The 14,879-nt window shown below is 60.1% G+C and carries 13 protein-coding genes and 1 pseudogene; 9 read left to right on the forward strand and 5 right to left on the reverse strand.

The features are described 5' to 3' along the window. Positions 1 to 2 precede the first annotated feature (2 nt). The 9 genes and pseudogenes from Q2K57_RS15535 (at position 3) to Q2K57_RS15575 (ending at position 8,915) form a co-directional block, all read left to right on the forward strand. Positions 3 to 770: a CoA-transferase subunit beta gene (locus tag Q2K57_RS15535; RefSeq protein ID WP_304526716.1), complete on the forward strand. Its 768-nt coding sequence runs from the start codon at positions 3 to 5 to the stop codon at positions 768 to 770. 61 nt (positions 771 to 831) lie between these two features. Further along, on the forward strand, positions 832 to 2,034 hold the full coding sequence (gene pcaF, locus Q2K57_RS15540) for a 3-oxoadipyl-CoA thiolase (RefSeq protein WP_304525613.1): 1,203 nt from the start codon (positions 832 to 834) through the stop codon (positions 2,032 to 2,034). 77 nt (positions 2,035 to 2,111) lie between these two features. Continuing rightward, positions 2,112 to 2,900: an alpha/beta fold hydrolase gene (locus Q2K57_RS15545; RefSeq protein ID WP_304525614.1), complete on the forward strand. Its 789-nt coding sequence runs from the start codon at positions 2,112 to 2,114 to the stop codon at positions 2,898 to 2,900. Positions 2,901 to 2,981: 81 nt separating this feature from the next. Next, the gene (locus Q2K57_RS15550) at positions 2,982 to 3,812 is read left to right on the forward strand and encodes a 3-keto-5-aminohexanoate cleavage protein (protein WP_112055376.1); all 831 of its coding nucleotides are present in this window, start codon (positions 2,982 to 2,984) and stop codon (positions 3,810 to 3,812) included. A gap of 393 nt (positions 3,813 to 4,205) precedes the next feature. Then, the gene (locus tag Q2K57_RS15555; protein ID WP_112055375.1) at positions 4,206 to 5,132 is read left to right on the forward strand and encodes a LysR family transcriptional regulator; all 927 of its coding nucleotides are present in this window, start codon (positions 4,206 to 4,208) and stop codon (positions 5,130 to 5,132) included. 114 nt (positions 5,133 to 5,246) lie between these two features. Further along, positions 5,247 to 6,278 (forward strand): annotated as a pseudogene (gene dctP / locus Q2K57_RS15560) (TRAP transporter substrate-binding protein DctP). A 127-nt stretch (positions 6,279 to 6,405) separates the two neighbouring features. Then, entirely contained in the window at positions 6,406 to 6,867 is a 462-nt protein-coding gene (locus Q2K57_RS15565) for a TRAP transporter small permease (RefSeq protein ID WP_304525615.1), read from the forward strand. Then, a complete protein-coding gene (locus tag Q2K57_RS15570; protein ID WP_112055372.1) occupies positions 6,864 to 8,141 on the forward strand; it encodes a TRAP transporter large permease in 1,278 nt (425 codons plus the stop codon). Before Q2K57_RS15565 ends, Q2K57_RS15570 begins: the two co-directional genes overlap by 4 nt. Positions 8,142 to 8,147: 6 nt before the next feature. Beyond that, positions 8,148 to 8,915 carry a M15 family metallopeptidase gene (locus tag Q2K57_RS15575; RefSeq protein ID WP_304525616.1) on the forward strand — a complete coding sequence of 256 codons (768 nt, stop codon included), beginning with the start codon at positions 8,148 to 8,150 and terminating at the stop codon, positions 8,913 to 8,915. Positions 8,916 to 9,016: 101 nt separating this feature from the next. On the opposite strand, the gene Q2K57_RS15580 is transcribed toward Q2K57_RS15575, so the two are convergent. From Q2K57_RS15580 to Q2K57_RS15600, 5 genes are all read right to left on the reverse strand, one after another. Then, on the reverse strand, positions 9,017 to 9,754 hold the full coding sequence (locus tag Q2K57_RS15580; protein ID WP_112055371.1) for an SDR family oxidoreductase: 738 nt from the start codon (positions 9,752 to 9,754) through the stop codon (positions 9,017 to 9,019). A gap of 185 nt (positions 9,755 to 9,939) precedes the next feature. Further along, positions 9,940 to 12,165, reverse strand: coding sequence for a PepSY domain-containing protein (locus Q2K57_RS15585; protein ID WP_304525617.1), 2,226 nt, complete (start codon positions 12,163 to 12,165; stop codon positions 9,940 to 9,942). 22 nt (positions 12,166 to 12,187) lie between these two features. Further along, the gene (locus Q2K57_RS15590) at positions 12,188 to 12,655 is read right to left on the reverse strand and encodes a DUF2271 domain-containing protein (RefSeq protein WP_304525618.1); all 468 of its coding nucleotides are present in this window, start codon (positions 12,653 to 12,655) and stop codon (positions 12,188 to 12,190) included. A 329-nt stretch (positions 12,656 to 12,984) separates the two neighbouring features. Then, the gene (locus Q2K57_RS15595) at positions 12,985 to 13,416 is read right to left on the reverse strand and encodes a PepSY domain-containing protein (RefSeq protein ID WP_304525619.1); all 432 of its coding nucleotides are present in this window, start codon (positions 13,414 to 13,416) and stop codon (positions 12,985 to 12,987) included. Positions 13,417 to 13,618: 202 nt separating this feature from the next. Next, positions 13,619 to 14,650, reverse strand: a complete 1,032-nt coding sequence (locus Q2K57_RS15600; protein WP_112055368.1) for a zinc-dependent alcohol dehydrogenase family protein — start codon at positions 14,648 to 14,650, stop codon at positions 13,619 to 13,621. Between the last annotated feature and the right edge of the window lie 229 nt (positions 14,651 to 14,879).

Here is a 14,879-nt window from a genome sequence, read left to right on the forward strand (position 1 = left end):
GCATCGAATACACCTCGGCCGAGATGATGAGCGTCACCGCCGCCCGGGCACTCGAAAACGGCATGACCTGCTTCGTCGGCATCGGCCTGCCCTCCGAGGCCGCCAACCTGGCCCGCCTGACCCATGCCCCCGACGTGGTGCTGATCTACGAGTCCGGCACCCTGCAAACCAAGCCCGACGTGCTGCCGCTCTCGATCGGTGACGGCGAACTGTGCGAGTCGGCCCTGACCACCGTCGCGGTGCCGGAGATGTTCCGCTACTGGTTGCAGGGCGGCAAGGTCGACGTGGGCTTCCTGGGTACCGCGCAGATCGACCGCTTCGCCAACCTTAATACCACCCTGATCGGCGACTACCAGGCACCCAAGGTGCGCCTGCCGGGCGGCGGCGGGGCGCCGGAGATCGCCACCAACGCGGGCGAGGTCTTCATCACCCTGAAGCACTCCAAGCGAGCCTTCGTGAAGGACGTGGACTTCGTCACCACCCTGGGCTTCGGTCGCGACGGCAAGGGCCGCGACGGCGTGCCGAACATCGGCAAGGGGCCCACTCGCCTCATTACCGATCTCTGCGTGATGAAACCCGATCCTGAGACCAAGGAGCTCACGGTGGTGTCGCTGCATCCAGGCGTGAGCCGCGAGGATGTGATTGAGGCCACCGGCTGGGAGATCCGCTTCAGCGGCGAGCTTGAGAGCACCCCAGAGCCCTCCGAGCTTGAGCTTAAGATCCTGCGCGAGCTGAAGGACAGAACCGAACGCCAGCACGCCGGCGAGTAAATTCACGCTATAACGGCCATCGCTCGCCGCGTTCTATCGGCGAATTCCAGGAGCCTAAATCATGAGCGACGTATTCCTTTGTCATCCGCGGCGCAGCGCCGTGGGCCGCTTCGGTGGCACGCTGGCAAGCGTACGCCCCGACGATCTTGCCGCCAGCATCTTCAAGGCGGTACTGGCCGAGGCCCCCGGTCTCGATCCAGCGGCCATCGATGATGTCTTCATGGGCTGCGCCAACCAGGCCGGCGAGGACAATCGCAGCGTGGCGCGTATGTCGCTGTTGCTGGCTGGCCTGCCAACTTCCGTGCCCGGCACCACCCTGAACCGCCTGTGCGGCTCCGGCATGGATGCGGTGGGCACCGCCTTCCGTGCCATCAAGGCCGGCGAGATGGAGCTGGCGCTGGCCGGCGGCGTGGAGTCGATGTCCCGGGCGCCCTACGTAATGGGCAAGGCCGACGGCGCCTTCTCACGCGGCCAGCAGATCGAGGACACCACCATCGGTTGGCGCTTCATCAACCCGCTGATGAAGCAGGCCTATGGCGTTGACTCGATGCCCGTGACCGCCGAGAACGTGGCCGAGCAGTTCGCCATTGCACGCGCGGACCAGGACGCCTTCGCCCTGCGCTCCCAGCAGAAGGCCGCCGCTGCCCAGCAGGCGGGGCGCTTTGCCGAGGAGATTACCGCCATCGAGATCCCGCGCCGCAAGCAGACGCCGCTGATCTTCGACCAGGACGAGCACCTGCGCGAAACCAGCCTCGAGAAGCTGGCGAGCCTGTCCACACCGTTTCGCGACGGCGGCAGCGTGACCGCCGGCAATGCCTCCGGCGTCAATGACGGCGCCGCCGCCATGCTGGTGGCAAGCGCCGCTGCGGTGGAGCAGCACGGCCTCACGCCGATGGCGAAGATCCTTGGCATGGCCACCGCCGGCGTCGAGCCGCGGATCATGGGCTATGGCCCGGTGCCCGCGGTGAAAAAGCTGCTCGAGCGTACCGGCGTGTCGCTCGACGAGATCGACGTGATCGAGTTGAACGAGGCGTTCGCCGCCCAAGCGCTCGCCTGCATGCGCGACCTGGGGCTCAAGGACGACGACCCGCGGGTCAACCCCAACGGCGGCGCCATTGCGCTTGGCCATCCGCTGGGCATGTCCGGTGCGCGCCTGATGCTGACCGCCGCCCATGAGCTGCAGAAGACCGGCAAGCGCTATGCCCTGTGCACTATGTGCGTGGGCGTGGGGCAGGGTATCGCTACGCTGATCGAGCGGGCCTAAGAGAGCCCGAAGGGCGATACGGAAGCCGACATCAGGATTTGTCGGTTAGTCCCGTGGCAACGAACGGAGAGATTGATATGGCATTTCTAAACATCCACGGCCGCAGCGTGGCTTATCGGCTGTTAGGTTCTGAGGCCAATCCCCTAGTGATGTTGGCCCATCCTCTGGGCATGAGCCAGGCGGTGTGGGACGACATCCTACCGGTGTTGCTGCCACGCTACCGGGTGCTGACCTGGGACTTGCCTGGCCATGGCGCCAGTCAGGCTTGGGGCGAGGGGCCGATTACTCCGGGCGACCTGGCGGGCGAGGCATTGGCACTGGCTGAGCATGCCGGTGCCGATCGCTTCCACTTCGCCGGGACTTCCATCGGTGGTGTGGTGGGCCAGTCCCTAATCGAGTACCACGCCCAGCGCTTGCTTTCGGCGACGTTGACCAATACCGGTGCGGTGATTGGTAACGCCGAGCTGTGGAATACCCGTGCCAGTCGCGTGCGTCAGGAAGGCTTAGCGGTAATGTCCGAGGAAATCGTACCGCGTTGGTTCGCCCCGGCCTGCTTCGAGTCCGAGCCGGCACTCAAGGACGGCTGGTGCACCCAGATGGGCCGCGGCGACGACGATTCCTACGCCAAGCTTTGCGAGATGCTGGGCCGCGACGTCTTCACCGGCAAGCTATCTGGGAAGGGTGTGAAGGTTCAGCTATTCGGCGGCAGCGAGGACATGGCGACCCCGCCGGCGACCCTCAAGGCCCTGGCCGTCGAGCTCGACGGCGCGCTGTTGGAAATCCTCGAGGGAGTGGGCCATGTGCCTTCCGTAGAGGTGCCGGCGCAGTTTGCCGAAAGGCTGATTGCTGTGATCCAGGCGGCGTAGGTGCTCTGCCGACGCTATATTTCTCTAACCATCACATCATTATCTCGCACCTTAAATGCGTTGCGGGGTAAGTGAGGTCACATGTCCAATCCCTGTATCATCTGCGTTGCCATCACCGGCAGCCTGCCGCGCAAGGAAAACAATCCTGCCGTTCCTGTCACCATCGAGGAGCAGATCGAGAGCACCCAGGCGGCCTTCGAGGCTGGGGCCAGCATCGTCCATTGCCATGTGCGCAATGACGACCAATCGCCGACCTCAGCCCCCGAGAAGTTCGCCAGATTGATGGAAGGCCTCAAGAAGCACTGCCCGGGGATGATCATCCAGCTCTCCACCGGCGGGCGCTCTGGGGCTGGCGAGGAGCGTGGCGCCATGCTGCCACTGAAGCCTGACATGGCAAGCCTCGCAGTGGGTTCCAATAATTTCCCCACCCGGGTCTACGAGAATTCCCCGCAGTTGGTGGAGTGGCTTGCCGGCGAGATGCTGAAGTACGACATCAAACCCGAGATCGAGGCATTCGACCTGTCGCATATCCATCAGGCGGTGAGCCTCTCCAAGCAGGGCAAGCTCAAGGCCCCGCTCTATGTCCAGTTTGTGATGGGGGTCAAGAACGCCATGCCAGTGGACAAGCCGACCTTTGATTTCTATGTGGAAACGTTGCACCGGCTCGCTCCGGACGCTCACTGGTGTGGTGCCGGCATCGGCGCCAACCAGCTGCTGCTCAACGAGTGGTCGATCGCTGCGGGCGGGCACACTCGCACGGGTCTCGAGGACAACATGCGTCTCGATCGTGACTCCCTGGCACCCTCCAATGCAGCGCTGGTCGAGCGTACTGTGGCACTTTGCGAGCAATATGAGCGTCCTGTGGCCACCTGGCAGCAGGCCCGAGAGATCCTCGGTCTTAGAATGGCCTGATGGGGCAAACGTCCGGTGACAGCTAAACGATCCTGACTAGGGGCTGGCATCCATTAGGTGCCGGCCTCTTTCTTTCCGCGGGGCGTCGGTACCCGGCTGACACTAGTTCAAGTAGGCGAGCGCCACGGCCGCTTCGGTGTTGATGGCAAGGTGTCATCCAGATGTGAACGGCAGTTCGGCTCATTCAAGGATAATGCCACGAGCCATCCCCCGCGTTTGGTCCGCTGATGATTATGGGGTATACCGGACAGATGAGCCGCACAGGCTGCAATCTCGAGTAGAAAAAGCCAAAGACCTAATCATGGTATGCCGAGCTCGAATTAGGTAGCCGCGGAATGGGTTGCATTAGTAACTCTGGCTTTCCAACTCAAATCGTAGGTAACGTTTTATCTCATGTTGAATCAGCGCGCATTGGCGTATCTATGTGAAGTAGTGCGTAGAGGGTCATTTCGACGAGCAGCAGATCATCTGAATATAGATGTGTCTGTGGTCAGTCGTCAGGTAAAAGCACTTGAAGAATCTCTGGACGTGGCCTTGCTTCATCGCCACTCATCTGGTGTCCAGGTGACAGAATCAGGTCAGTTTCTGGTTGATCATTTTCAAGGCCAAGTGTCTGCCGAGAAGGTAGTGCTATCGAAACTTCAGGAGCTACAGGGTTTAGTCAGTGGGCAGGTCAGCATCGCGGTGGGAGAAGGCTTCATCGCTGACCTGGTTTCCGAGCCGTTGGAGTCCTTCATGACGGCTTATCCAGGTATTGAACTCGACGTCACCATGGCGGGAATGGATGAGGCCATAGACCTGGTCATCCAGGGGCATGTGGATTTTGCCTTGCTTTACGCCCCGCCCGTTGACGCACAACTGATATGCCACGTTGAAACCAGGCATCCCCTTGACCTGATCGTTCCCGCTGGCCATCCGCTGATGGCATTGAAACGGCAAGTATTACTGCAAGACATTGAAAGATATCCGCTGGGGCTGATGAACAACCCGTTTGGTATGCGTCATCTTGTCAATGCGGTTGCTCATCAAGAGCGCATTCCCTTACAGGCGCGGCTTCACACCAATTCGGTGGCGGTACTCAGGAATTTTGTGGTGTCAGGGATCGGTGTCACCTTCATGCCGCAGCTTACCGTCATTGACGCACTCGATAATGCAGAGATCGGCATTCTGGAAATGGCGCACCCGGCTCTTAATGGTGCTACGGCTCAGATTGTCAGCCGCCAGGGCCGCGAGCTAACGGTATCGGCGGAAGCATGTCTTCAGCATTTGCAGCGAGGTATGCGCTTTTTTAACAGCGATGCACCGCGGCTGTTGTCGTAATCGCAACACCTAGTGTATTGCAAAGGCAACAGAGGTGCTCATAGCCTGACATGCAAGGCCACATGGGTGAGCCGATGACATAACTATACAAGATCCTTCACAGAGGAGTCCGACATGGACCTGTCTCGGAAATTTGCGCTTACCACTCTTGCCTCAGCCTGTGTCATGGCATCCCTAGCCACGAGTGCCCAAGCCGCAACCACGGTAAATCTGAGCTATAACGGTGCTCCTGACGCTGATAAGAATGCCGTCCATGCTTTCGCCACCAATCTCAAACAGCTGGTCGCCGAGAAAACCGACGGCGAAATCGAGCTAAAGCTGTACCCCAATAGCATGCTGGGTGAAGAGCAGGAGCGCATGGAGCAGGTGATGAACTCGCCTAGCCTCAACATCGCCTCTTTTGCGGGCATGTCGCCGGTAGTGCCGGAGATTTTCGTCAGCGCCATTCCCTTCTTGTTCGATGACTTTGCCTCAGCGCGTACCTTCTTTGACGAAGGCCAGTATTGGAACAATGTTGAGGCGGCGCTGCGCGAGCGCACTGGTGCAGAGTTATTGGCCGTGGTCGAAGAGGGCGGTTTCCTGGCATTCACCAACGATGAGAAGCCTATCTCTTCGCCCGCTGACTTCGATGGCCTGCGTTTCCGTGCGATGGACCCAAGCCAGGTCGCGCTGTATGAAGCCTTTGGGGCGTCCGGTACCCCGATCCCCTGGACCGAAGTCTACATGGCCCTCAAAACCGGTGTCGCAGACGGTCAGATGAATCCGCCGATGTATATCATCCTCGGCAGCCTGTACGAAGTGCAGGATTACTTGACCCTGGCGAACATCCAATATTCCGACCAGTTTTTGGTAGGCAATGGCGCCATGATCGACGGTTGGGATTAGGAAATGCGAGCGAACTTCATGGAGGCCGTGGCCGAAGCCAACACCATGGCGCGTGAGCAAAATGAAGCTAAAGTCGATGGTCGTATCGCTTATCTCGAAGAGCAGGGAATGGAGGTGATCCGCCCGACAGAGGAAGAACTCAATGCCTTCCGAGAACAGGGTCAGCCAGCGTACCTAGAGTGGCTCTCCGAGCAGGGTATCGAACAGAAGTGGATCGATATGGCGCTTGAAGATGCCGGCATGAACGCCCTCGGCAAGTAAGCAGTGTTGCGCCGCTCCTTGGGCGGTGCAGTTTGGCATAGCACTCGCGGGCAGAGAGAGGAATTCTCTGCCCGTTGCAGTTGGGACTCTTACTTCTATGTTATCTCTACGCTCTCGGAGCCTTCTGGTGAGCCAGAAGGCCACTCTGTGGCTTGCCAGTAGCTTGTTGCTCATCGACTTGCTGGCCATTCTCTACGGCGTCTTCATGCGCTACATCGCGGGCGGCGCACCGATATGGACTGATGAGCTTGCACGGTATCTCATTATCGCCAGTGTGTTGCTGGCAGCGGGTGCTGTCTGGGTCGAAGGCGGGCACATGCGTGTGGCGCTTATAGAGCGACTTCTTCCATCAGGCCTATGCCGGATGCTGAACGTTTACCAATGGCTTCTGACACTCAGTTTGGCCATTGGTGGTGCAGTGGTGAGCTACCGCTACGCGATGTCAGTGTCGATGTTTACCAGCTCTGGGCTGGGGATCAGCCGCACCATTCCGATGCTGTCTGTTCCAGTTGGCTTTGCCCTGCTTGCCTGGCAGGCATTGCTCTATGGCCCCGCACCGCTCAAGACACTCGCGGAGGAAGTCGAATGACACTCACCATGTTGGGGGTCTTCCTGGCCCATGTTTTGCTGGGGCTGCCTCTTTTCATTGCCTTGCTGACGACTGCTTTGGTCGGCTTCCTATTCGTTGATTTCAGCATGGTACCTCGCATGATGCCGCAGCAATTCTTTAGCGGTATCAACGTGTTCTCCCTGATGGCGATTCCGTTATTCATCCTTGCGGGTAACCTGATGAATGCCAGTCGCCTGACCGATCGGCTGATGGGGCTGGCGCGGCTACTGGTTGGCCATTTCCGCGGGGGGATGGGGCACGTCAATGTCGTATCGAGTGTGTTTTTCGCCGGTGTGAACGGCTCTGCCGTCGCCGATACCTCTGCACTCGGTTCGTTGCTTGTGCCCGCGATGCGCAAGGACGGCTATTCGACTGCGTTCGCGGCCGGTTTGACGGCCGGTAGCTCGCTGATCGGGCCAATAATTCCGCCCAGTATCTTCATGATTCTCTACGCCTCCCTCACCAACACGTCTGTGGGTGACCTGTTTCTGGCGGGGGTGATACCCGGACTGATTCTGGGCGTTGCCTTCATGGGGATGAACGCCTGGTATGCCTGGCGACACGGGATGCCCAAGCAAGGCGGTTTGCCATCAGTACGAGAGCTTGGGGTGGCTGCACTGGGCGCTCTGCCGGCGTTGGTCGCGCCCTTCATCATCGTGGCGGGTATCGTCATGGGGTTTGTCACGCCGACGGAGTCTGGCGCACTCACTGCACTCTATGTGGCGCTCTGCGGCATGGTGCTGGGTAATCTGACGCTGCGCGATTTCTGGCAGGCGATTGTCGAAACCACGCGCCTCACCTCGGCGATATTTTTGATCATGGCGGCATCGGCGACGATAAGCTGGCTGCTGTCATACGCTCAGGTGCCGACCCAGTTTGTCGAGTTGCTCACGCCCTACATCGCAGACCCTATCGTTATTCTGCTGATGCTCAGTGGCATCACCTTCGTGACCGGTATGTTCATGGAAGAGGTGTCGGCCTTGATGCTTTTGACGCCGATCTTCTCCCCGGTCGCCATGATGGCAGGTATCGACCCGGTGCACCTGGGCATCATCATCACGCTCAACATCACCATCGCGTTGATTACTCCGCCGATGGGGGCGTGTGTGTACGTTGCCGCCGCCGTGAGCCGGCTTGAAATCGTGTCGCTGTTTCGGACGATCTGGCCGTTTGTGCTCATGGCTATTGGGGTTCTTCTGATTTTAATTGTGTTCCCGTCGCTGACGCTCTGGTTGCCGACGGTCTTAGGGTAAAGAACGATGCCAACATTGAAAGAAAGGGCAAATAAGTCCTTTGCGACACCTATTCCCCACATGGGCGAGCCTGACTGGTCCAAAGTGAGCCAGATTCCGATCAATGAGAGTGATGAGCCATTGGTGCCTCTCGGTCTGGCACCTCTGCCCATCAAGGTGTTTCCGGTATATGCCAAGCAAGGGGTGCCCGGCGCTGTCGATGAGTGCTACGTCAGGGAGACCACCTATCGCCGTCTTCTCCAGGTGGCACGTTCACTTCCCGACGGCATGGGGCTGGTGGTACTGGATGGCTGGCGCCCCTGGCGGGTGCAGCAATACTTATTCGATACTCTCTACGAGTCATTGCGAGCACATCACAGCGATTTGAGCGAGGCAGAACTGACGGTACGTACTCGCGAGTTTGTGTCGGTACCTAGCCGCAGCCAGCAAGCCCCCAGCCCTCACCTGACCGGTGGGGCGGTGGATGTCACGCTATGTGATGCTGATGGGATCACGCTCGACATGGGGACGTTGTTTGATGAGGCGGTGAGCGAATCACATACCGTGTCGCTGGAAGAGGTCGAGGCCCCGACCGAGCGACAGCGTGTCGCCAGAGACAATCGACGCTTGTTGTATAACGCGATGGCAGCCCAAGGCTTCACCAACCTCCCAAGCGAATGGTGGCATTACGATTGCGGTGACCAGCTCTGGGCCTATCATAGTGACCAACCTGCTGCTCGTTACGGACCGGCTGAGCTAGAGACCGTCGAGGACCGTTGGCGGAAACAGCTATAGGGTGAAAGTTGCCAGCGCTTTTTCCGTCAATGAAAAAGGGCGCGAGGCCAGAATGTGGCGCCCGCGCCCTGTGCCGGGTTTCAGGTTCCAATGTCGGAAGATTAAAGATCCTGGCTGGTAGGCCGGAAGAGAATCTCGTTGATGTCCACGTCTTCAGGCTGGCTCATGGCGAACTCTACCGCGCGTGCGAAGGAGTCGGCAGGAATTGCGTGCTGCTTGTAGAAGTCGTGGACCGTATCGGACACATCCTGCTCCGAGATGCTGTCGGGAAGCTCGGTCGCGACGGCGCCGGGGGAGAGAATGGTCGAGCGGATGTTGTAAGGCTTGACCTCCTGGCGAAGCCCCTCCGAGATGATGCGAACGGCATGCTTGGTCGCTGAGTACACAGTGCTGCCCGGTCTTACCTTATGCCCGGCTACCGAGGAGACGTTGATGATCTGCCCGCTCTTCTGAGTCTGCATATGCGGTAGCACTGCGGCGACGCCGTAGAGTACGCCTTTCATGTTTACGTCGATCATCCGTTCCCACTCATCTACCTTGAGGCGATCAAGGGGCGAGTGGGGCATCACGCCGGCGTTATTGAGCATGACGTCGACTCGGCCGTGCAGCTCGATGGCACGGTTGACCAGCGCCTCTACCTGCTCGCGGTCGGTTACGTCGGTGCGCACGATAGCGTCATCGCCCAGCGAGAGCTCGTCGGCGATGGCCTGCAGCCGCTCCATGCGGCGCGCACCCAGCACCAGCTTGGCGCCTCCCTGAGCCAACCGGCGTGCCGTGGCCTCTCCCAGACCGCTGCTCGCGCCAGTGATGACGACGACCTTATCCTGAATACCTTGCATGCTATGTATCCTCTGGCTGGTATGGATGAATAGTGTCGATCAGCGATTTGCTCGCTGTTGCAGATGCTTTCTTGCAGTTTTCCTCATGAATGGACAGTGTCGGCCGCTACCAAGTTCTCGTCTAAGCACTGCGTTGTCAGGGGGAGAGGTGAGCACCCGAGGTACAAGAGTGACAGGGCGATGAATCAGTAGACGTCCTCACGGTAGCGTCCCTGGGCCTTGAGCGTTGCGACATCCATTCCCAGCGGTGCGATGACCTCGTTCAGCGCCGCCATTACGCTGGCCGCCATCTCCCGGCCGCCGCAGACCAGAAACTGTGCGCCCCTCTGGATCAATTTGCGCAGTTCTGCACCATCAACTGAGATCTTGTCCTGCACATAGGAGCCATCGCTGACGCGGGAGAAGACGGCGTTCAACTCTGTCAGGCGCTTGTCCTTCAGGAAGACTTTTAATTCCGATTCATAGAGGAAGTCGGACGTTGGGCAACGTCCACCCCAATACAGGTGCATGGGGTGGTGCGCCCTGTTGTGGCGAATGAAACCGACCAGTGGTCCGATGCCGGTCCCCGCACCGATCAGCACGATAGGCGCTTTGCCGGCGGCGGGGCGGAAATTCGGATTGGGGTGGATAAAGGCGTTGATGCTGCCCCCTACCGGCAGCGCCAGGAGGAAGTTCGAACATATGCCTCCGGGATGTTGACGCACGCAGATCTCAAGCGAGCTGTCTTTCGAGGTGGAGGCCAGTGAATAGAAGCGCGGCACGTGACTGTCCGGGGGCAGGATGCCGACCAGGTCGCCGGCCTCGAAAGAAGGCAGGCCGTTTCGACCGAATAAGCCCTTCAGTAGGCCTTCCTGGTTGCTACTTTCGGGCGCCCTGAAGCGCAGCACGGCGGTCCGAGCCTGGACTTCGGCGCCATAATCCGCCCGTTCGGCGAGCTCCAGTATGGTGGCGCGGGGATGTTTGGGGGTGTGGGCCAACGTCAGCTCGGTGTTGATCGCCTTGCCTACTGCATGGCCCCAGCGGGTGAACGCCTGGGGCGACTGCCGGTTGATGGTGTCGAACGGCAGCAGCAGTGGCCAGCCCTTGGCGGCGAACGTCGCGTCGACCTCTTTGGCGAACCCGCAGAAGTGAGGGAACTGCCTATCACCGAAGCCCAGTACGGCCACCGGTAGTTCGGGCGTATTGGACATCTTCTGAAGCTTTGCCAGGAACCGGGTGGCGGATGCCGGCGCATCGCCATCTCCGTAGGTCGCGGTGAGAATGAACAGCTGTTTCGCGTCGCGATAGTGGCTGGCCATTTGGTTCATGGGAGCGGTATGCACGCGGTGGCCGGCTTGCACTAGGTTGTCGTGCAGGTTCCTGGCGAATCCCCAGGTCGTGTTGCCTTCGCTACCGACAAGAATCACGCTATCCGCGGCGTTTGGTCCGCTGTTGGCGACGAGTTTGGGTTTTGACTGCTGGCGCTTCCACCAGATGAACGGTCCCGTAATGGCCATCACCGGGACCGTCAGGGCGGCAAGGCCGAGGAGCATGCCCAGCCACCAAAGCCCTTCACCGGTGTGAAGCATATAGATGAATTCATAGAGTTTGTGAGTCGAGTCATGGGCCTGGTAAGAGAGCCACTCACCGCTTGCCTGGTCGATATAGCCGGCGCCTTGTCGGGTTCCCAGGGAGTACATGCCTGTCGGATCGTCTCGGTATGGGTAGACAAGCTCTCGCAGGTCGCTGAGGTCCGTGGCCTTCAGGGCCGCTAAGGTATCGATAGGCGCAGGGGGACCGCCGTTGACCTCCATCGGTATGTCGGGCTCGGCCGCCGTGCCCGCGGGGGCCAGGCTAAAGGTGGTTGCAGACAGGTAGGACCCGGTCAGGCCCGACAGAAACAGGCCGATAACCGCCGCCCGGCCGAGTTCTATATGCAGTCGCTGGCTCAGGGTGCCGCGCACCGGGCGAAGCAATTGGCGCCATCCGCCCAGACGAGTGGCCAATAGCATGGCGCCGGAGATCGCTAGCACGACCATCGCCAGCGCGGTGATGCCCGCCACTGCGCGACCGGGCGTGTCGAGCAACAGGGAGCGATGCAGGTTCTTGACCCAGCGTGTGAAAGACGATGGCTCATAGGCCGCAATGGCCTCTCCTGTGCGTGGGTCCACACGATCGGCCCCCATCTGGCCATCTCGGCTGTAATAAACGATGAGGGTGCCCGAGGGCGTGCGCTCGAGCTGTTCGGCGCCGGGGTAATGCGTTGCAACCTTGCCTGCCAGCTCGGCGACGCTCATCTGCCCCGCGGCGGGCACCACGGCGCCCACCCGATCGAGGACCGGGTTGAGCGACAGAATCGCCCCGGTTATCGAAAGAACGATCACGAACAGGGCGGCGATCAGGCCCGGTAACGAATGAAGCTGGCGTAACATGATGGCGGTGTCTCTTGTTCGGTCAGAAGGTGTAGCCCAACGACTGCACGTAACCGCGGCCAGCCACCGGTTTGCCTGCGCCCTCGGTGGTCAGCGGCATGACAACGTCGGCGCGATTCTCGCGCATGTCCTCGACGGCGGTATCTACCCGTACCTCATACCCCGCGTCGATCAGCTCATCGGCGATGTCGGCCGTGAATTGCAAGGTGTGTCCGCTACTGATGCTGGCCCCGGTCAGGCCGTCGTATTCACTGCTGCTCATGCCGCTGCCTCGAGCCCAGTCACGCAGATGTTTGTAATATCTCGATTTTTGACCGGCAACCCAGAGGGTCTCCTGGTACTGGCCCTTGGCATCGGTGAGGTAGAAGGCCGCATAGGCGCCATCTCCGCGGTAGCTTTTCAGTTCAGCGGTGAAGGTGACTTCGCGGGCCTGGGCGAGGGCAGGCAGCGTGATGGCGGTGAGGGCAAGAGCAAGGGTGAGCGTTTTCATCGTCTGTTCTCTTTGTCATGTTGAGAAGAGGTCGGTCGTAAAGGGCTGTGGTGTATAGGGCTATGAAGCTTGGGGCTAAGATTGAAGGGCTATGGCTCAAGGGCTATGGCTCAAGGGCTATGGCTCAAGGGCTATGGCTCAAGGGCTATGGCTCAAGGGCTATGGCTCAAGGGCTATGGCGAGAAGAAGATGGTGAATACGACCAATCTATCCTCGGTGTCTGAAAGCTGCCTTAAGGCCGGCAGATAAAGTCTTCAGGTCTGCGCCTACCTGATCTTGCGATGCCTTAGCTGAGGCAGGGCCCAGAGGTGCCGGCACGGCGTGGCGAGTCACTCGTTGCGAGGGGATGGGGAGCCGCTGACGATGCCGCTGTTGGGAGCGGTGCGGGCATGAGTGCGCAGACGCCTGTCTTTTCTGTCGTGATCATTGTCGTCGGCGTGCTCGTGATGCTCGTCGTCATCTTCATCGTTATCGTCGTCGTATTCGATTTCCAACTCGCGCAGCCGTAGGGATGCTGGGGAATACTTCGCCTCGACCCTGTTGCCATGTTGATCGAAGCCTCTGACCTCGTAGCAGCCGTCATCGATCCTGATGCGGCGTACCTTCCAGCCTTCCGCCTTGAGGGCCTGTCGAAGCACATCCCGGGGCTGCCACTCGGCGATCGGATCACGACAGTCGTCGTCGGCGAAGCTCGTTCCGGCCGCGAGGCTGGCGGTAAACGCCGCGGCTAGGGTCGTGGTAACCCGCAGTAGCATGTTCATGATCATCTCCGGATATGGCTTGCGGTCACGATAGGCGGACTTCCTGACGGCAACCTGAAGACACAACACTGTTCCTGCCGGGAGCAGACATCCCCGGCAGCTTTCAGCTCATGTAGATATCGTCGCGGACGGAAGGGGAGGGAGAAGTGAACCGTGCGAATACTGCTGATCGAGAGTGAGCGCCATGGGTTGCACCAGTCGCTCACTCGACGGTCAGCAGCATCTTGATGGCCTGTTCCTTTGCCGCTTCGCCAAAGATATCGTAGGCCTTCTCGATCTCGTCGAGCTTGAAGCGATGGGTCACCAGCCCTGCGGGCTCGACGCCGCCGCTCTCGACGACCCGCATTAGCACCGGAATGGTGTCGGTGTTGACCAGGCCCGTGCGCAGGGTGATGTTCTTGATCCACAGGTCCTGCAGCCGGAGGTCGACGCTCTTGCCATGCACGCCGATATTGGCGATATGGCCGCCTGCACGAACGATGCGCTGGCAGATATCAAACGTCTCGGGGATGCCCACCGCTTCCATGGCCACGTCCACGCCTTCGCCGCCGGTAAGCTTTTCAATGGCCTCGATCGGGTCATGGGCAATGGTGTCGGTGGCGCCGAGCTGCTTCGCCATGGCCAGGCGATTCTCATCGGGGTCGATCATGATGATTCGCGCTGGAGAGTAGAATTGCGAGGTCATCAGCGCTGCCAGGCCAATAGGGCCAGCGCCGACGATGGCGACGGTATCGCCGAGCGTGACCTCGCCGTTCAGCGCGCCAATCTCGTGCCCGGTGGGCAGGATGTCGCTGAGCATCACCGCCGCCGCGCGATCCATCTCCTTGGGTAGCGGATAGAGGCTGTTATCCGCGTGCGGGATACGCACGTACTCAGCCTGGGTGCCATCGATCAAGTGTCCGAGGATCCAGCCGCCGTCGCGGCAGTGGGAGTAGACGCCGCGCTTGCAATAGTCGCAGCGCCCGCAGGAGGTGATGCAGGAGATCAGCACCTCGTCGCCAACCTGGATATTGCTCACGCCTTCACCGACTTCTTCGACCACCCCCACGCCTTCGTGACCCAGGATGCGCCCGTCCGTCACCGCAGGGACATCGCCCTTCAGGATATGCAGGTCGGTGCCGCAGATGGTGGTATGGGTGATGCGCACCACAGCGTCCGTAGGCTTGTTGATCGCCGGGCGCGGCTTGTCTTCCCAGCGGCGTTTGCCGGGACCATGGAATACCAATGCCTTCATGACGCTTCCTCCTTGGATGAAAAGCAACCGGTGCAGCGGTTGCCAACGACCACCCACTTAGCATGGTACGAGGCGTCCATGGCCGCCTTGATACACATCAAGGCAAGCCCCTGAGTAAAGTGACTCTGCAAACGTGCACCCATGCATGCTCGCCGCCGTCCAGTCTCTCTGAGCTCGTATCTCGTTGACCGCGTTGCATGGGGTGGCAACGGGCCCTTGGCAGTGGGTC

It is taken from the genome of Halomonas sp. I5-271120 (assembly GCF_030553075.1).
Classification (GTDB): domain Bacteria; phylum Pseudomonadota; class Gammaproteobacteria; order Pseudomonadales; family Halomonadaceae; genus Onishia; species Onishia taeanensis_A.